The sequence below is a fragment of the Coprococcus sp. RTP21281st1_F1_RTP21281_210402 genome, from assembly GCF_040915325.1.
In the GTDB taxonomy this organism is placed as follows: Bacteria; Bacillota; Clostridia; order Lachnospirales; family Lachnospiraceae; genus Coprococcus; species Coprococcus aceti.
Genome location: NZ_JBCPDQ010000001.1, coordinates 240,127 through 255,552 on the forward strand (window position 1 = coordinate 240,127; position 15,426 = coordinate 255,552).

Annotated in this window: 11 protein-coding genes; all 11 read right to left on the reverse strand. The window is 42.4% G+C overall.

The annotated features are described in order from the left end of the window. Positions 1–1,416: peptide chain release factor 3 (locus AB5150_RS01155; protein ID WP_368291069.1), on the reverse strand; the 1,416-nt coding region annotated here is incomplete at its 3' end. A gap of 21 nt (positions 1,417–1,437) precedes the next feature. Then, the gene (locus tag AB5150_RS01160; protein ID WP_015535018.1) at positions 1,438–1,938 is read right to left on the reverse strand and encodes a helix-turn-helix transcriptional regulator; all 501 of its coding nucleotides are present in this window, start codon (positions 1,936–1,938) and stop codon (positions 1,438–1,440) included. A gap of 37 nt (positions 1,939–1,975) precedes the next feature. Further along, the gene (locus AB5150_RS01165) at positions 1,976–2,722 is read right to left on the reverse strand and encodes a 4'-phosphopantetheinyl transferase superfamily protein (RefSeq protein ID WP_158547572.1); all 747 of its coding nucleotides are present in this window, start codon (positions 2,720–2,722) and stop codon (positions 1,976–1,978) included. A 93-nt stretch (positions 2,723–2,815) separates the two neighbouring features. After that, entirely contained in the window at positions 2,816–5,386 is a 2,571-nt protein-coding gene (locus tag AB5150_RS01170; RefSeq protein ID WP_161171944.1) for a tubulin-like doman-containing protein, read from the reverse strand. Positions 5,387–5,557: 171 nt separating this feature from the next. Beyond that, on the reverse strand, positions 5,558–6,520 hold the full coding sequence (locus AB5150_RS01175; protein ID WP_022216373.1) for an NYN domain-containing protein: 963 nt from the start codon (positions 6,518–6,520) through the stop codon (positions 5,558–5,560). 20 nt (positions 6,521–6,540) lie between these two features. Next, on the reverse strand, positions 6,541–7,971 hold the full coding sequence (locus AB5150_RS01180; RefSeq protein WP_368291070.1) for an alanine/glycine:cation symporter family protein: 1,431 nt from the start codon (positions 7,969–7,971) through the stop codon (positions 6,541–6,543). A 235-nt stretch (positions 7,972–8,206) separates the two neighbouring features. Next, positions 8,207–10,930: an FtsX-like permease family protein gene (locus AB5150_RS01185; RefSeq protein ID WP_368291071.1), complete on the reverse strand. Its 2,724-nt coding sequence runs from the start codon at positions 10,928–10,930 to the stop codon at positions 8,207–8,209. Position 10,931: 1 nt separating this feature from the next. After that, positions 10,932–11,633, reverse strand: coding sequence for an ABC transporter ATP-binding protein (locus AB5150_RS01190; protein ID WP_117548877.1), 702 nt, complete (start codon positions 11,631–11,633; stop codon positions 10,932–10,934). A 245-nt stretch (positions 11,634–11,878) separates the two neighbouring features. Continuing rightward, the gene (locus tag AB5150_RS01195) at positions 11,879–12,520 is read right to left on the reverse strand and encodes a TetR/AcrR family transcriptional regulator (RefSeq protein WP_055144308.1); all 642 of its coding nucleotides are present in this window, start codon (positions 12,518–12,520) and stop codon (positions 11,879–11,881) included. 97 nt (positions 12,521–12,617) lie between these two features. Then, positions 12,618–13,790, reverse strand: a complete 1,173-nt coding sequence (locus tag AB5150_RS01200) for an ABC transporter substrate-binding protein (protein WP_368291072.1) — start codon at positions 13,788–13,790, stop codon at positions 12,618–12,620. Between the two features lie 114 nt (positions 13,791–13,904). Further along, positions 13,905–15,398 carry a GGDEF domain-containing protein gene (locus AB5150_RS01205; RefSeq protein WP_022216363.1) on the reverse strand — a complete coding sequence of 498 codons (1,494 nt, stop codon included), beginning with the start codon at positions 15,396–15,398 and terminating at the stop codon, positions 13,905–13,907. Positions 15,399–15,426: the final 28 nt, after the last annotated feature.

Genomic DNA, 15,426 nt, shown 5'->3' on the forward strand with positions numbered 1-15,426 from the left:
GTTATATGGTATCGGCTCAAGTCTTATCTCACAGCCGTACTCGTTCTCAAGTCTGTACTTAAGTACATCAAACTGAAGCACACCTACAACTCCGACTATGATCTCCGAAAGTCCCGCAGTGTACTCCTGGAATATCTGTATAGCACCCTCCTGGGCAATCTGGGTAACACCCTTGACAAACTGCTTACGCTTCATGCTGTTGAGCTGAACAACCCTGCAGAAGTGCTCCGGTGCAAATGTAGGGATACCCTCATACTCAAACTTCTTTCCGCCTGTTGTGAGCGTATCTCCGATGGAGAACAGATCAGGATCAAATACTCCTATAACGTCACCGGCATAAGCCTCATCGACGATCTTTCTGTCCTGAGCCATAAGCTGCTGAGGCTGGGAAAGCTTGATCTTTCTCTTGCTGGCAGCATGATATACCTCCATGCCTGCCTCAAACTTACCAGAGCAGATTCTCATAAATGCGATTCTGTCTCTGTGAGCCTTGTTCATATTTGCCTGGATCTTGAACACAAAAGCTGAGAACGGCTCTGTTACAGGATCTATGATTCCCTCTGATGAATTACGTCCGATAGGAGGTGTCGTCATCTTAAGAAAATAGTTCAGGAACTGCTCGATACCAAATGTATTCAGCGCAGAACCGAAAAATACAGGGGAGAGCTCTCCGGCTCTGACCTTCTCTATATCCATCTCCTCTGTGGCACCATCTATAAGCTCTATCTCCTCATTTAACTGGTCAAAGAGGTATGGGCCGACAAGCTCCTTGAGAGCCTCATCGTCTATATGATAATCTGTTTCCTCCGCCTTCTTGGCTCCACCTGTCGATATAGCCTGGAACGTGGACACTATCTTGGTCTTTCTGTCATATACACCCTTGAACTCTTTTCCTGAACCTATAGGCCAGTTGACAGGGCATGTCTTGATACCGAGAACAGTCTCTATATCATCGAGAAGCTCAAATGTATCCCTTGCATCTCTGTCCATCTTATTTATAAATGTGAATATAGGTATATGTCTCATGACACATACCTTGAAGAGCTTTATGGTCTGAGCCTCAACACCCTTGGATGCATCGATCACCATGACCGCAGAATCCGCAGCCATAAGTGTACGGTAGGTATCCTCCGAGAAATCCTGATGTCCAGGTGTGTCAAGTATGTTTATGCAATATCCGTCATAATTGAACTGCAGAACAGACGAGGTTACCGAGATACCTCTCTCCTTCTCTATATCCATCCAGTCCGACACTGCATATTTGGAATTTGCCTTTCCCTTTACAGATCCCGCTGTGTTTATTGCGCCGCCAAAGAGCAGAAACTTCTCTGTGAGTGTAGTCTTACCTGCATCAGGATGTGAAATTATGGCAAATGTCCTTCTTCTGTTGATCTCTTCTCTTAACTTGTCATCCATTATCTTTTCCTCATATACAATTTATTGATTCTTATTCTTCAAAATGTCCCTGTTCTTCTGAGCCCAGAGCATAAGCGACTGTATATTCACAGACATCTTCTCCAGCTCCTCAAGGACAGCATCAAAAGCTGCAACCTCGGTCTCATCGACTATTCCATCAGCGGTGATCTCTATAAGCTGCTCAGATATATCTTCCATCTTCTTGGAGGATCCGAGGAACTGAAGTATGAGCCTGTCAAGGCTGTCCGCATTTATCGGCTTCACCGTCTCTTTTCCTATAGGGCAGTCGCCTGAACAATAGCTGTTACAGAGCTCGGGTATGTCATACGCCTTTGACATGGAAAGTACCTCCTCAGGGTACGGAACTACTGTGCCAAGCTCTATTCTTGAAAGCCTTGTCCTGTCTATATTGAGCACCTCTGCACTCTTCTCCCTGCTTGTAAGGTTATCGTTCACCTTAGACGCATTATATCTTGCGACATAATATTTATTGTTAAGCGCCTTTGTAGCTTTTTTACTCATTTTTTTCTCCTTATGTAGTTCTTCCTAATACACCTAATTAAACATAATAACACACAATATCAGCCGAATCAATCATCTTAATATCCGGTGAAAAAGTTCCATCAGAAGCTGCGCAAAATGCAGCTATAAAGTCTATATTCATATCTCCCTCTGCATGCGCAGGATCCGCTATTTCATCCATATGCATACGGCCGTCACACTCAGCCCTGCATACTGCATAATTGCCCAGCCAGATATTCTTCTTCTCCATATGCGCATTGTCCATGACCATTTGCTGTTCCTCATCCTTCATAAGTATGCCTGTTCCGGTCATCTTGCTGTACGCCTCGCGCCTTGTCCACACACATGTGCTGTATATTTCCGGGTGTGCACACGACATCACACATTTTTTATCCTCATCCGAATACAGGCGGTTAACTATGCTGTCCGGTATCCTTCTGACTCTCTCAACGTCTATACCACAAGGCTCACTGCCTATCGCAGCCGCCACACAACCCTCGGTATGGCTTATCGAAAACTGAATGTCCTTTATAAACGGCTTTCCCGCCTTATTCTTCTCATACGTGACCAGCCGTTCATCAATTCCGGCACATTCCCTGAGAGCATGTGCAAGCAGGATTCCCGCTGCAAGACTGGCATTCCTGTCATCCCGCCTCCTGAGACGTTCCACCTTACACCTTCTGTATTCCGATACTGCATCCAGACATCTGCCATATATCCCATCGTCAGCAAATGCCCCCGTATCCATTATATATGCTCTGTATCCGTTAAAAGATTTATTCAAATCCAATTCCATCTCTTTCTACCAAATACGCCATGGTCATAACAACAATACAGCCCCTTAATACTCGCATATTAAAGGGCTGTATAAACTAACCTATATTGTGACAAAATCAGGGAAGCTCTTCATATCCTTGTTCACCTCATCAATATGAAGTCCCTTGTAATCATATACTGCATTGTAAGCCATCTGCATCTCCATCGCACACTGCATCATGGATACCGGAACACCGACAAATATATCATCGATCGAGATCTCTATCTCACCCGGATTGAGCGTTATTGAATCCTCCTTCTCATTGTAAGGTGGAGCCATCAGTATCGCTTTGACTGCCTTGCTGAAATACGGCATCACATTTGGAACCGATATATATTTCTTTGCAAGAAGCTTCTCCTTATATCCGTCAGCAAGAACACACAGAGGCTGTTCCTCTGATATATCATCCACAAACGCCCTGGCAGCCTCCTCCATGATGGATGTTCTCCTGTCGTTGATCGGAGATCCGTACATAACGTTGAGATCCTGCTCCGTGAGCTTCTTATCAGCAAATGCCACTGTGAACATCTTCTCAGGACCATATGCTCCGACACCGGAAAATAGCTCTCTGTATATCTTCTCCATCTCATCCTTGACAGGAACAACTCTTCCACTGTCTATATTGGACTCGTTGTCCAGCATGAGCTTGATGATCCCTGTCTCCATCTCTTTTATCCTTCTGGATGTGACATAATCAGTCGGAAGGAATTCATGTCTCTTGGCTTTCTTGAGTATATTGCCAACAGCCTTATCACCGTTATTCGCAAGATCCTCGATGGAATTCTTCAGATCCTCTCCAAACTGTGAATATATCTCGTCAAGTCTCTCTGCCCTCTGCTGAAGCCATCTAAGTGTATCTCCAAACAGATCCTGTGCATCGAGTTCATCTATAAGCTTTGTTCTCTCCGCAGCAAGTGCTTCCTTGATGCATGCATCGAAATAACCATTCTCAGTCTCCCTCTTCGCTGAAGGGAAAGTGAAGAATCTCTTCGCAACAATGGTCTTGATGGAATCAATGATTCTGGTATATTCACCCGACGGTGTATAATCCTTCATCATCTTCTCAAGCTTTCTGACTTCAGCCATCATACCCTTTGTAGAATCTGTTACACCGGCACTCGGTGCACCTATGACATCTATTGCGCCATATGGGCCAAACTCATTCATATATTTGGATATCACATCATCAAGTGAACTCCAAAGCTTGTTCTTCATCGACTTTATGATAACCGGAAGTTCCTTCTCAAAGTTCTCCATCTTCTTGGCAAAGCCCTCTCGAAGACCGTCCGTATTCTTCTTTATCATCTTATATGTAGGCTTGGTGATCTGACCGTACTGTATGAGACCGTTCACGGCAAGTTTGATATTCTCACCCTGCTCCTCCTGCAAGAATACAGTGAGCTCTGTGAGTACATTCTTGATATCCTCCTCGGCATTGCCCTCCTTGAACGGAGATCTGAACAATCCCTTATATGCCTGGGAAAACAGATCATTCTCACACATATTCTCTATCTCTTTGATAGGAATATGGTAGTCAGCCTCGCTTACTACCTTGTAATAGCAGTTTGACTTCTTGATATTCTCGTCACTTTGCTCCATCTTCCAGTTCGTGATGGAATATCCCTCATTCTCAAAAAATACATCCCTGAGAAGCTTCCTGTCGTTCTCCACGTCATTGTTGCCAATGAACTTGTTGCTGGCTAGCCTGTAGAGGAAGCTTGCTGTATCCCTTGTGATGTATCCCTCAGGTATGTAGCCCTGTTCGTCCTTTCTACCTGATACAAGCATGCAGGCATCAAAGAGATTCTCCCTGATGACCATCTTGTTTGACTTACTGATAAATGTATAGTTGTCATCCTTCTCGGAGAGCTTCATATAATAATCAACTTCCTTGAGGGTCGCACATCCATTTGCATTGAGTCTCGCCACAAGCTCTGTATCTTCGTATACAGCCTTATGACCGAACAGTACATCCGGTGTGAGCAGGCAACCGCCAATCCTCAGATTGTTCCACTTCTTCGCCTTGCCATACGCACGAATGTTATATGCGACATCTGAGAGGATTCCACTTCCGGTTCCTCCGGCGATTCCGGATACGATCAGAACATCGACTGTTCCCTCCGTTGTCTTGTCGTATACATCCTGAAGCTTATCAAAAAGGAGCATTCTGACATCCGTATATGCATTCGAGAACATCAGACGTCCAATCTGTCTGTTCCCCTTTGCTCCGTCTCTTCCTATCGTGATAGCCGGGAATTCAGGATCCATCCAGTTTGCAAGATTCTCATGGATCGGATTCTTCTGGATTCCATTCTCCAGAACATTCTCAATGTCCGGTCTGTATATACTGATAACCTCAAGGGCATTGAAACCTACACCCTCCTTGCTATCATCTATGGTAGCCTCCATCTCTGCTATATCTGAATCTATCATGAGGAAATTAATGTTATCCTCGGGTGTGATGTTATCCATCAGCATACCCTTAAGCGCGCAAACGGTCCTGCCTCCAAGTCCCCCAAGACCTATTACGAGCAGATTCTTGTTGAATCTGTTCTCATGACTTATACGTCCAAAAACACGTATGTCTTTTAATTTGCTAAACTCCTCTTTTTGAGTATCAATAAGTATCATAGATTATGCCTCTCCTTAATATGCACGTACACTTCTTCCCCCATAGTGAATTTTCTGTACCTGAAAACCCACATTTTCAATTTATCACTATTCTTATTGATTTTCAACAAAAAGCGTTAATTTATTTGGCATTTTTTCTAAATTTTGACATATTTAAGCATTAAACACTTTCTACTTATCTGTCAATTTTACCCTGTCTCCCACGATCTCAAAACAACCGAAGCTTTTGAGAAAGCTTGAAAACTTACTGTATCCATATTTCTTTATGCTGAAGCCGGGTATAATATTCTTAAGTTCTGTATTCAGCAGTCCCATATTGTACATAGTGTCAGAATTCTCCGTGAGAAGTCTCACTATGCGCAGCTTGACAGCACTCTTAGGATCGATATGGTTCTTGATGGACACAAATTTCTGCCTGCCGCTGTCTATATCCAGATCGTCAAACTCCTCACTGAGGAATGTTGACAGCTTGGAATACCCATAATTTCTCACGTCAAAGTCAGGATATTTGTTCACAAGGCGGCTTCCGATCTCACCCATATGAGTCTTCTTATCCTTGTCATCGTTCTCATCTATTATATTGTAGACCGTCTTCTTTATGTCCCTTATGCTTGTGATATATGACTCGTCCACAGCCGCAGCCTCAAGCATGGCATTCTTTGATGCCGGCTTGTTGAGATCCTCTGTCACCAGTGAATCAAGGATCTTGAAGCTTGTACACGCACTCACGAACGCTTTCGGAGTCTTGCGTTCTCCCATTCCGATGACCTGCTTGCCAGCCTCCCTGAGTCTTGATGCAAGCCTAGTGAAATCGCTGTCGCTTGTCACCAGACAGAATCCATCTATATTGCTCGTATAGAGAAGATCCATCGCATCTATTATCATGGCCGAATCCGTTGAATTCTTTCCCGCCGTGTATGAAAACTGCTGTACAGGCTGTATAGAATATGACAGCAGACAATCCTTGTCCCAGCCATTGTTATTCTTTGACCAATCCCCATATATCTTCCGCACCGTTATTGAGCCGAGCCTTGACAGCTCATCAAATATACTCTCAATATATTTTGCCGATACATTCTCTGAATCGATAAGTATCGCATACTTGTTAGAAATCTCACTTGATATTTCTTCCATATAAAAGTCCCTTTCATTTATCAGTTCTCTTTGCCGGTCTCAACCCCAAACTTGCCCGGTCCATCCTGAAAATACTCACGGGTAAGCTTCACAACTGTACCTGACAGCATGAATACTGCGATCAGGTTAGGTATGATCATAAGTCCGTTGAAGGTGTCCGCTATATCCCAGAGAAGTCCGAGATCCATGGTCGCACCGATGATTGCGACAAATGCATACACAACCATGAACGGCTTGATAAGCTTACTTCCAAACAGGAATCCGACACATCTTGAACCGTAAAGTCCCCATCCGAGTATGGTTGAGAACGCGAAACAGCACAAAGCCACCGCTGTGAATATCGATATCCAGTTGCCGTAGGTTGCAACAAAGCCGTTGATCGTGAGATCGGCTCCTGCAGCCTGTCCGTAGGCTACCTCAGTTCCACTGCACAGTATTACTAGTGCCGTAAGCGTACATATAACTATAGTATCGATAAATACCTCGAATATTCCCCAGAGTCCCTGCTGCACCGGATGCTTTACATCAGAACATGCATGGGCTATGGATCCTGTACCAAGACCTGCCTCATTGGAGAAAATACCTCTCGATACACCCTTTCTCATGCTGAGGAACAGACTTCCAACTATTCCACCGGTCACGGACTTCGGATTGAATGCACCTTCAAATATAGAAGCGAACACTCCCGGCACACTCTTGATATTGATTATTACAAGAATTATAGCCATGATGATATACATAGCAGCCATGAATGGCACCAGCTTCTCTGTCACGCTTCCTATTCTCTTGATTCCTCCTATAAGTATGAGACCAACAAGAATAGCTATTATGATTCCTATCACAAGATTGATTGTAAATGTATTGCTCTTGTCAGCCAGATTATAATTAAAAAGTGCTGAATCTATAGCTGTTGTGATGGTATTGACCTGTGTTGCATTTCCTGTTCCGAACACTGTGAGTATACCGAGGACTGAATATGCTATAGCCAGGATGTAAGCATTCTTGCCTAGGCCATTCTTGATGTAATACATTGGTCCGCCGACCCAGTCACCATTCACATCCTTCTCACGATAGAACACTGCAAGTACGACCTCTGCAAACTTTGTTCCCATTCCAAGAAGTGCTGAGATCCACATCCAGAATACCGCACCAGGACCGCCTATGGCGATGGCTCCAGCAACACCGGCTATATTTCCCGTTCCAACCGTTCCCGCCAACGCCGTACACATGGCCTGAAAAGGACTGATGGCACCATCTGAAGTCTCCTTCTTGTTGAATATCCTTCCAAACGTATGCTTGAACGCGTATCCAAACTTTGTAAACTGAACCCCCCTGTTTCTTATGAGGAGCCACAGTCCCACGCCCACGATACATATCATGGATGGCACTCCCCATATAAAATTGTTCACCGATGAATTCACATCGGCAATGATCTTAAGTAATTTCTCCATATCTGTACTTCTCTTTTCCTATTACTTTTTTGCATATCATATATGATTTTACAATATAAACTGCACATTGTGCAAGAAAAAACGCGTATATATCCCGTATAGTCCCGCCAACAATCACAATACCTATCCGCTTTTCAGACAAATTTTGCACACAAAATAACGGAGACGATTATTTATACCGCCTCCGCAATCATATATTATTTTAAGGTACTTTTATATCATACTGCCACTATCTTTACTCTCTGTTCTTCAGCACCTCAGCCGGCACGATCTTGTTCAGCCTGCCAACAAGAACTCTGTTGATTATGAAATACAGGACAAGTATTCCGCCGTAAAGCACAGCCCAGAGCCATGGGGCAAATGTCAGCTTGACGCCGCAGTTTACATTTGACACCAGAGAAGGATACACTGCACTCATTATAAGCTTTGCAAGTGGCAGGCATATGGCTGCTCCGATTGCGATTATGAAGAAATTACCATCCAGATATAGCTTTCTGATCTCCTTCGTCCTGAAACCAAACACCTTTATCAATGAAATCGAGAATGCTGATCTGTCAATCATAACCTTCATCATCAAATACATTACCACTACGAATATAAGTGTCGAGATAATAACTATCATAATAACCATACTTCTCATCTGATCTGCAAATATTCCAGCAGCCGACTCTATATCGGTCTTTGTTGTGGTTGCGTAAAGTCTTGCAGGATCAACCTCCAGATCCTTGTCTGAAAATACTACATTGTACTCATCACTTCCAGCTCCGAACAGCTCCCTTGCATCATCTATAGTCATGAAAACATAAAATGCCGGAGTATATTGTGTCACACTGTCCACTGTAAAACCATAATCTATATCATTCTCCTCGTCGTGGAGCACGATTTCGTCACCCACACCATAACCATATTTCTCAGCAAATGATGATGATATGGCAACTCTGTTCTTGCCATCCTTAAGGTCAACATCAAAATACTTAGTATTCTTTGAAAGTCCAAGAACTGTCACATCCCAGTTGTAACCATATACCTCTTTCTTCAAAGTCTTAGCATACGCTGCCTCACCGCCCTCAGGGGGATTCTCTGTAGGATATTTGTATGTATACATATATTCATAATGGGTATCCTCCACATTCTGCTTCTTGACCTTTGAACAGAAAGTTGCAGTGTTAAGGCTTAACATCAGGCATATGAGGGCTATAAACATTCCGATCACAACGGTCAACCCTGTTCTCATCTCTCTGAGCATCTGTCTGACTCTGAATCTTCCGACAAATCCCATGTCTCCGAGATCGACATTGCTGCCCTTCGGCTGCTTGACCTCATTCTTTATAAGTGAAAGAGCTGTCTGTGAGAGCTTCTTTCTGATAACGAAGTAGTTCACAACTATCGCTGTCAGTGGAGGCATCACAATACCGTACACTATAAGAATCGGCGGAATCTTTACATCCATAGCAGGGATGGAATAATACGCATATGCATCTGCCATCTGAACAGGGATTCCCACATTGCTTATCCCGATCAGAAAACCGATTATGCCTGCAACTGTTGTGACTATGACCGGAAGTGTCAGATAATGCATCATGAGATCTCTTCTCTTGACCCCCAGGGCATAAAGTGCACCTATGACGCTGCTCTCCTTCTCTATTCCATGTACAACGAATACTGATATTACATATGTGAACAGGAACATGAGCAGCACACCGAAGAAATATCCCGCCTGTACATTGATCTGCTGGTCATCAGCGGCTCCGCCTGTTCTCGGATTATCATCACTTGTCACAAATGATGTAATATTTGCAAGATCTGTGTCGTAATCCTTGAGGAATGAATCCGTCTCCTTCTTGAGTTCTGCCACTCCATCCGCAAGCTCATCCGAGCCATCCTTTGCCTCTGTAGCTCCGTCGGTATACTCCTTAATACCGTCCTTGAATGCCTTGATGCTGTCAATGTCACTCAGGGCACTTTCAATGCTCATCGCCAAAACTCCGCCCTGACTGTCGGCAATCTTAGTCATCTCGTCATTGTAATTATCCTCTGTGAGCTCTGTATCCAAACCATACGCTGAGAGAGATGATGACGCCTGTTCAAGATATGCATCAAACAGCTCCTGTGCCGCATTGTTGAGCTTCCTGTTGTTATCAGTGAGTTCTCCAAGTCCATCTGCAAGTTCATTTGCGCCTGACTTAAGATCCTTTATGCCATCCTTGAAATCGTTTATGGCTCCGCCAGTTCTATCCCAATACTCCTGGAAATACTCATCATCTATGCTGTCTGTGTCGACCTTGATGTCTTCAAGTGCATCCTTCACATCATCACATGTGGTCTTGCCCTTAAGTCTGAACGCATAAAGATATGTCTCTGTCTTAACACTCTCGCCTGTTGCATGGAGCTTATCATACGCCCCCTCTGTAACGAATACCGTTCCAAACACCTTACTGTCAACTACAGTATCTGACATCTCCTTGAAAAGAGCATTATAATCAGGTGATGTCCCTATTCCTGTCACCTTGAAATCATTTCCGGCTATCTGTATCGTATCTCCAATCGATACTTCATTAACCTGACTGAATCTCTTTTCAACAACTATCTCATCATCATTTTCAGCCAGTCTTCCCTCATCGCACTCCACAAGATCTATATTCTTCCTGTTGGAAAATACCCTGAGAGTCTTGCCATCCATGACATCGTAATCCTCGTAGAACATCTGCTCAACCTCAGTACCCACATCCTCAAGCCGGGATATTTCTTCATCGCTCAGTGGAACGAATACGGAAAACTGACCATCCTCTATCTTATTTGCCTCGTCATGTGTCTCGCCATTGTCAATGATCGCATATCCGGCTCCTATCAGCGAGACAATGACATACATACCCATGATGATAAGAAATGCAAGTGCTATGTATCTGAACAGATTATTCTTCAGATCCCTCAGAACCCTTTTTCTCAAAACCTTCTGCATATTACAAATCCTCCAATTCTGACGCTGGAACTCTCACTTCGTTCTCATACTCCTTGCTTATAAGGCCATCTTTTATGAAGATAACCTTGTGCACCATGTTCTTGATGGAATTGTTATGTGTTACTATCAGCATGGTCGTTCCATACTTCGCATTTATTTCCTCGAGAAGAACAAGTATATCTCTTGAAGTCTTGGAGTCAAGAGCTCCTGTCGGTTCATCACAGAGGAGGAGTTTTGGATTTTTAACCAGAGCTCTCGCTATAGCACATCTCTGCTGCTGTCCACCTGAGAGCTGTGAGGGAAACTTGTTCTGATGCTCAGTAAGTCCTAGAGTCTCTATCAAGTCATCCATAGGGAGCGGATCATCTGTCAGATACTCACACACCTGTATGTTCTCCCTCACGGTGAGGTTTGGAACAAGGTTATAGAACTGGAATATAAATCCCAAATTATCACGTCTGTAGTCCGCAAGCTGGTCGCTGGTCATACCAAATATCTCTGTTCCATCAACCTTTATCGAACCTGAATCCATGGTGTCAAGACCACCTATACAGTTCAGAAGTGTTGACTTACCTGAACCTGACGTTCCCTGTATAACACACATCTGTCCTTTTTCAACACCTGTGTTTATACCTTTAAGCACCTGCACATAGCTTCCACCCTCTCCATAGCTCTTCTTTACTCCTGACACTTCCAAATACATAATTTTTCCTCCTTTATGATATCCTCGTTGTTCTAATTTTCATTTACTTTATTTTTTATAGCAACCCATTACACTTTAGTGGTTATTCAAATGTTCATTTGCATACATAACGCTGTTATGGTTTAAGCCTTTTTTTAGGTCTTCCCTGTAATTCGGAAGACCTATAATAAGACATAATGGGAATTTGATTCCCCTGTACCACATTTTTCATTTTACTGTTTTCAATTTTCTATTCCGATCAAATTTTATTCTGGATCCTGCCACGGCTTAACCAGGCCATACCAGCCTGAGATCAGATATTTCATACCTGTCTCAACGAACTTCAAGGCATCCTTCTCATTGTCAATATGTGTCACCATGAATATAAACATATCAATCTGTGAATGAGACATCCAATGTACCACATTCCTGTCAACCATCGGTGTTCCATAAGCCCTGCACATCGCCTCACATATAAATGCATTGTGTGCATCCATCTGATCCACTATATTGTCTGGCATGCTCTCCATGCTGGATCCCTGTGACTTCGTAAGAACAAGAAGCACTTCTTCTCTATGCATATAAATCTCATGCACTATGTTCCTGGCCGACTCAAAATCACTGTCCTCATTGTGGTCTGATGCCATGCCATTGTTCATCTCGTCCACCTCAACGGAAAAATGCTCGGTTAACACAGCATTGAGTCTGTCCATCATGTGTCCCACAACATTGCAGAACAGATCGTCCTTATCCTTAAAAAAGAAATATAAAGCTCCGGTTGTCACTCCTGCCTTCTGACATATATTTCTAAGTGACGCACCCATAAATCCCTTATCCATGAACTCTTCCTTGGCACACTTTAGAAGTTCTTTCCTCGTCTCGCTGTCATGTTGTATTTTCTTTGCCATAATCCTCACCCATTTAATTATAATATAAAATAACATAACAGTGTTACGCTTGATAACACCGTTATGTTAAAACAAATCGATCATTTTGTCAACTATTTTATTTATTATACATATCGCTATAAATTCTGTCTATAGTCTCATCCCGGCTCAACTTATCGTACAGATAATAGTCAGAATCTGATTTAAATGATCCATACACATCCTCAGATTCCAATATCGGTGCCATAATCGACAATTTGTCGCTGTTTTCTTTTCTCATAGCATCTGCCTGTACCTCAAATCCAGTCAGCATATCATGCTCATCAAGAACAGCAAGTGCCGAACTGCTGATCGGAACACCCTTTTCTGTTCCCTGTCTTAAAGTCATTTCCTCACCGTTCAACAGATAATTCAACAGCTTTGCGGCCGCTTCTGGGTGTTCAGTATTATTACTTATCGCATACATTGTTGCAGGTTTAACAAACCAGCCTAAAGATTTTGCCCCCGGCTCACATATGTATTCTCCTATTTTTACATCATATCCATTTTCCTTCAAAGGATCACAATATCCTCCTGCATCACTTACCCACGCAAGAGTGCCGCCAACCTCACCGCTGGCAAAAGCATTCCTGTTAAATGAATCTACAGACATTAAGACTTTTTTATCAAGTAGTTCCTTATAAAAATCCAACATGTCACCTATCTGTTCCTTATTCAGATTCAATGTGCCATCAGATTTGACCGGATCATTTCCGGTTGTCTGTATATAATGTGAAAGCAGCATAAAAAATAATGATTTTTTTGTCATGCCCAGAGGATATACCCCATCTTTGCTCATGATTCTGGCTGCATCAAACAAGTCATCCCATGTTCTGGGAATACTAAGTCCATATGAGTTCCAAAGAGTCTCATTATAATAAAAAGTCTCCGTATTGAACGCGATAGGAACAGCATTTAATCTTCCATTTTTTGTTCCAAAGGCAAGCTCTTCTTCAGTATAGTTTTCAAAATCAATATAATCCGAAAGCGTATTAAGATCATAAAAGCCAGATCCGTCAGAAGAATATGTATCAAGCCAGCCATAATTTATGAGCATAACATCCGGAGTCTCCTGTGATTTCATATATATATGCTGTCTTTTCTCGTATCCATTCCACACACCATATTTGCATTTGACGTTTATTTCTGGATTTTCTTTTTCAAATATATCAACAGCATCCAGTGTGTACTGGTTTCTACTATCATCGCCCCACCAGGAATATTCTATAGTTATCGTATCCCCGACAGCCATATCTGTTTTTTGCTCTCCGCAACCACTAATTACAAAAAGCAAAAAAAGCATCATCAAAACCGATAATCCTCTTTTGTGATTTTTAATTATATGTTTCATCTGTTTCACCTCTGATCAATCCTGATTTTCAACGAACCAGCTATACTGACTTTTTCCGTTTCTCTTTGATTTATACAAAGCGGTATCAGCCTTCTTCATCATGCTTTCATAATCAGATGAGTTCTCTCCATCTACTATGTAAACACCTGCTGATAACGAAAGATTACATTCAGTATATTGTTTCGAAATCGTTCTGGTAAAATCTTCAGCCAACAGTCTCAGCTCAAATTCCATTTTCTTTCTAACACTTTCCAAAGTCCATCCAGTAAACTTCCTGTACACTGCAAACTCATCACCACCTACCCGTCCGATCACGGAATCTGCTCCAAGCATTTTTGTGAAGAGTTCAGCAGTTTTAGACAGAACCACATCCCCTTCTCCATGACCCAAAGTATCATTTACCTTTTTAAAATTGTCCATATCTATCATTATAAACACATGTGTGACTGTTTCTGACTTTTCCTCAAGACAGGATCCAACAACTTCTCCAAACGAAGCTTTATTCATAAGTCCTGTAAGCTGGTCATATTCAGCCTTTTGCTTTAATTCCTCAATAGCTCCGGAAACAGGTGTATATATTCTTTTCAATACAATGCTTCCTGTCACAACAACCAATAAAGCCAGCACAAGAGTTGCTACAAATGAATACAATTTCAATCTCCCTACTTCTTTGAATATCTCAGATTCACCTATGTAAGACACTACTCTCCAGCCATTTGAACATTGTGCTACGGATATAACATATCCATCCGAATTTGTCTGATATTCGAAGTCGTCATTTTCCTTTGGAAGGTTCACTTCAATTTTTTCTCCAACGCATTTTGCATTATTTGAATACGCAACTTCCTCGGAATCATTTACAAGACACACCCTCATATCCTTGAGTTCATGACTTAAATTCACCACTGAACTTAGTTCCCTGCTATAGAAAGAAGTTACGATCACAGCATTTTCATTAAGTTTCTTGACGTAGAAAAGCCTGTCTGGACTGTTTAAATAATCAAAAAACCAACCGGACATTGTCTTCTCGTCATTTATATGTCCAGTAAAATATGTATATATTCCTCCATCCGGAAAAGCCTGAAGTGTTGTGTTGGAAATCCATCCCACGCTCTTGTCATTGGAATATACGACACCAAAATCTGTAAAGTTGTCAAACACACCAAGGTCACTTATCCTATTCTGAATCGCCGCTTCCTGCTGTATTCTGGTAAATTCATCCAGACTATCATCTGTGGCATCATACTCACACAGCTGATCATCGGAGAAAAAAAGAGCCACTGTATCTTCTATACCGACAAGATAATTGTCGACGTTGTATCCAAGCTGTTGGTTGTTAGACGATATAAGATTCACTATCTTGCTTCTCATATTATCAACTGCCTGTTTTGTTATGATAAAAGATATCATACCTGCTGTGGCAACAACAGCAGCCAGGAAGATGATAGCGAATCTCCTCCTGGCTTTGCTTATCTCATATTCAGTTCTGTTCCTGCTGTTTGCTGACATATCTTTCTTCCCCCGTGTTATATACATA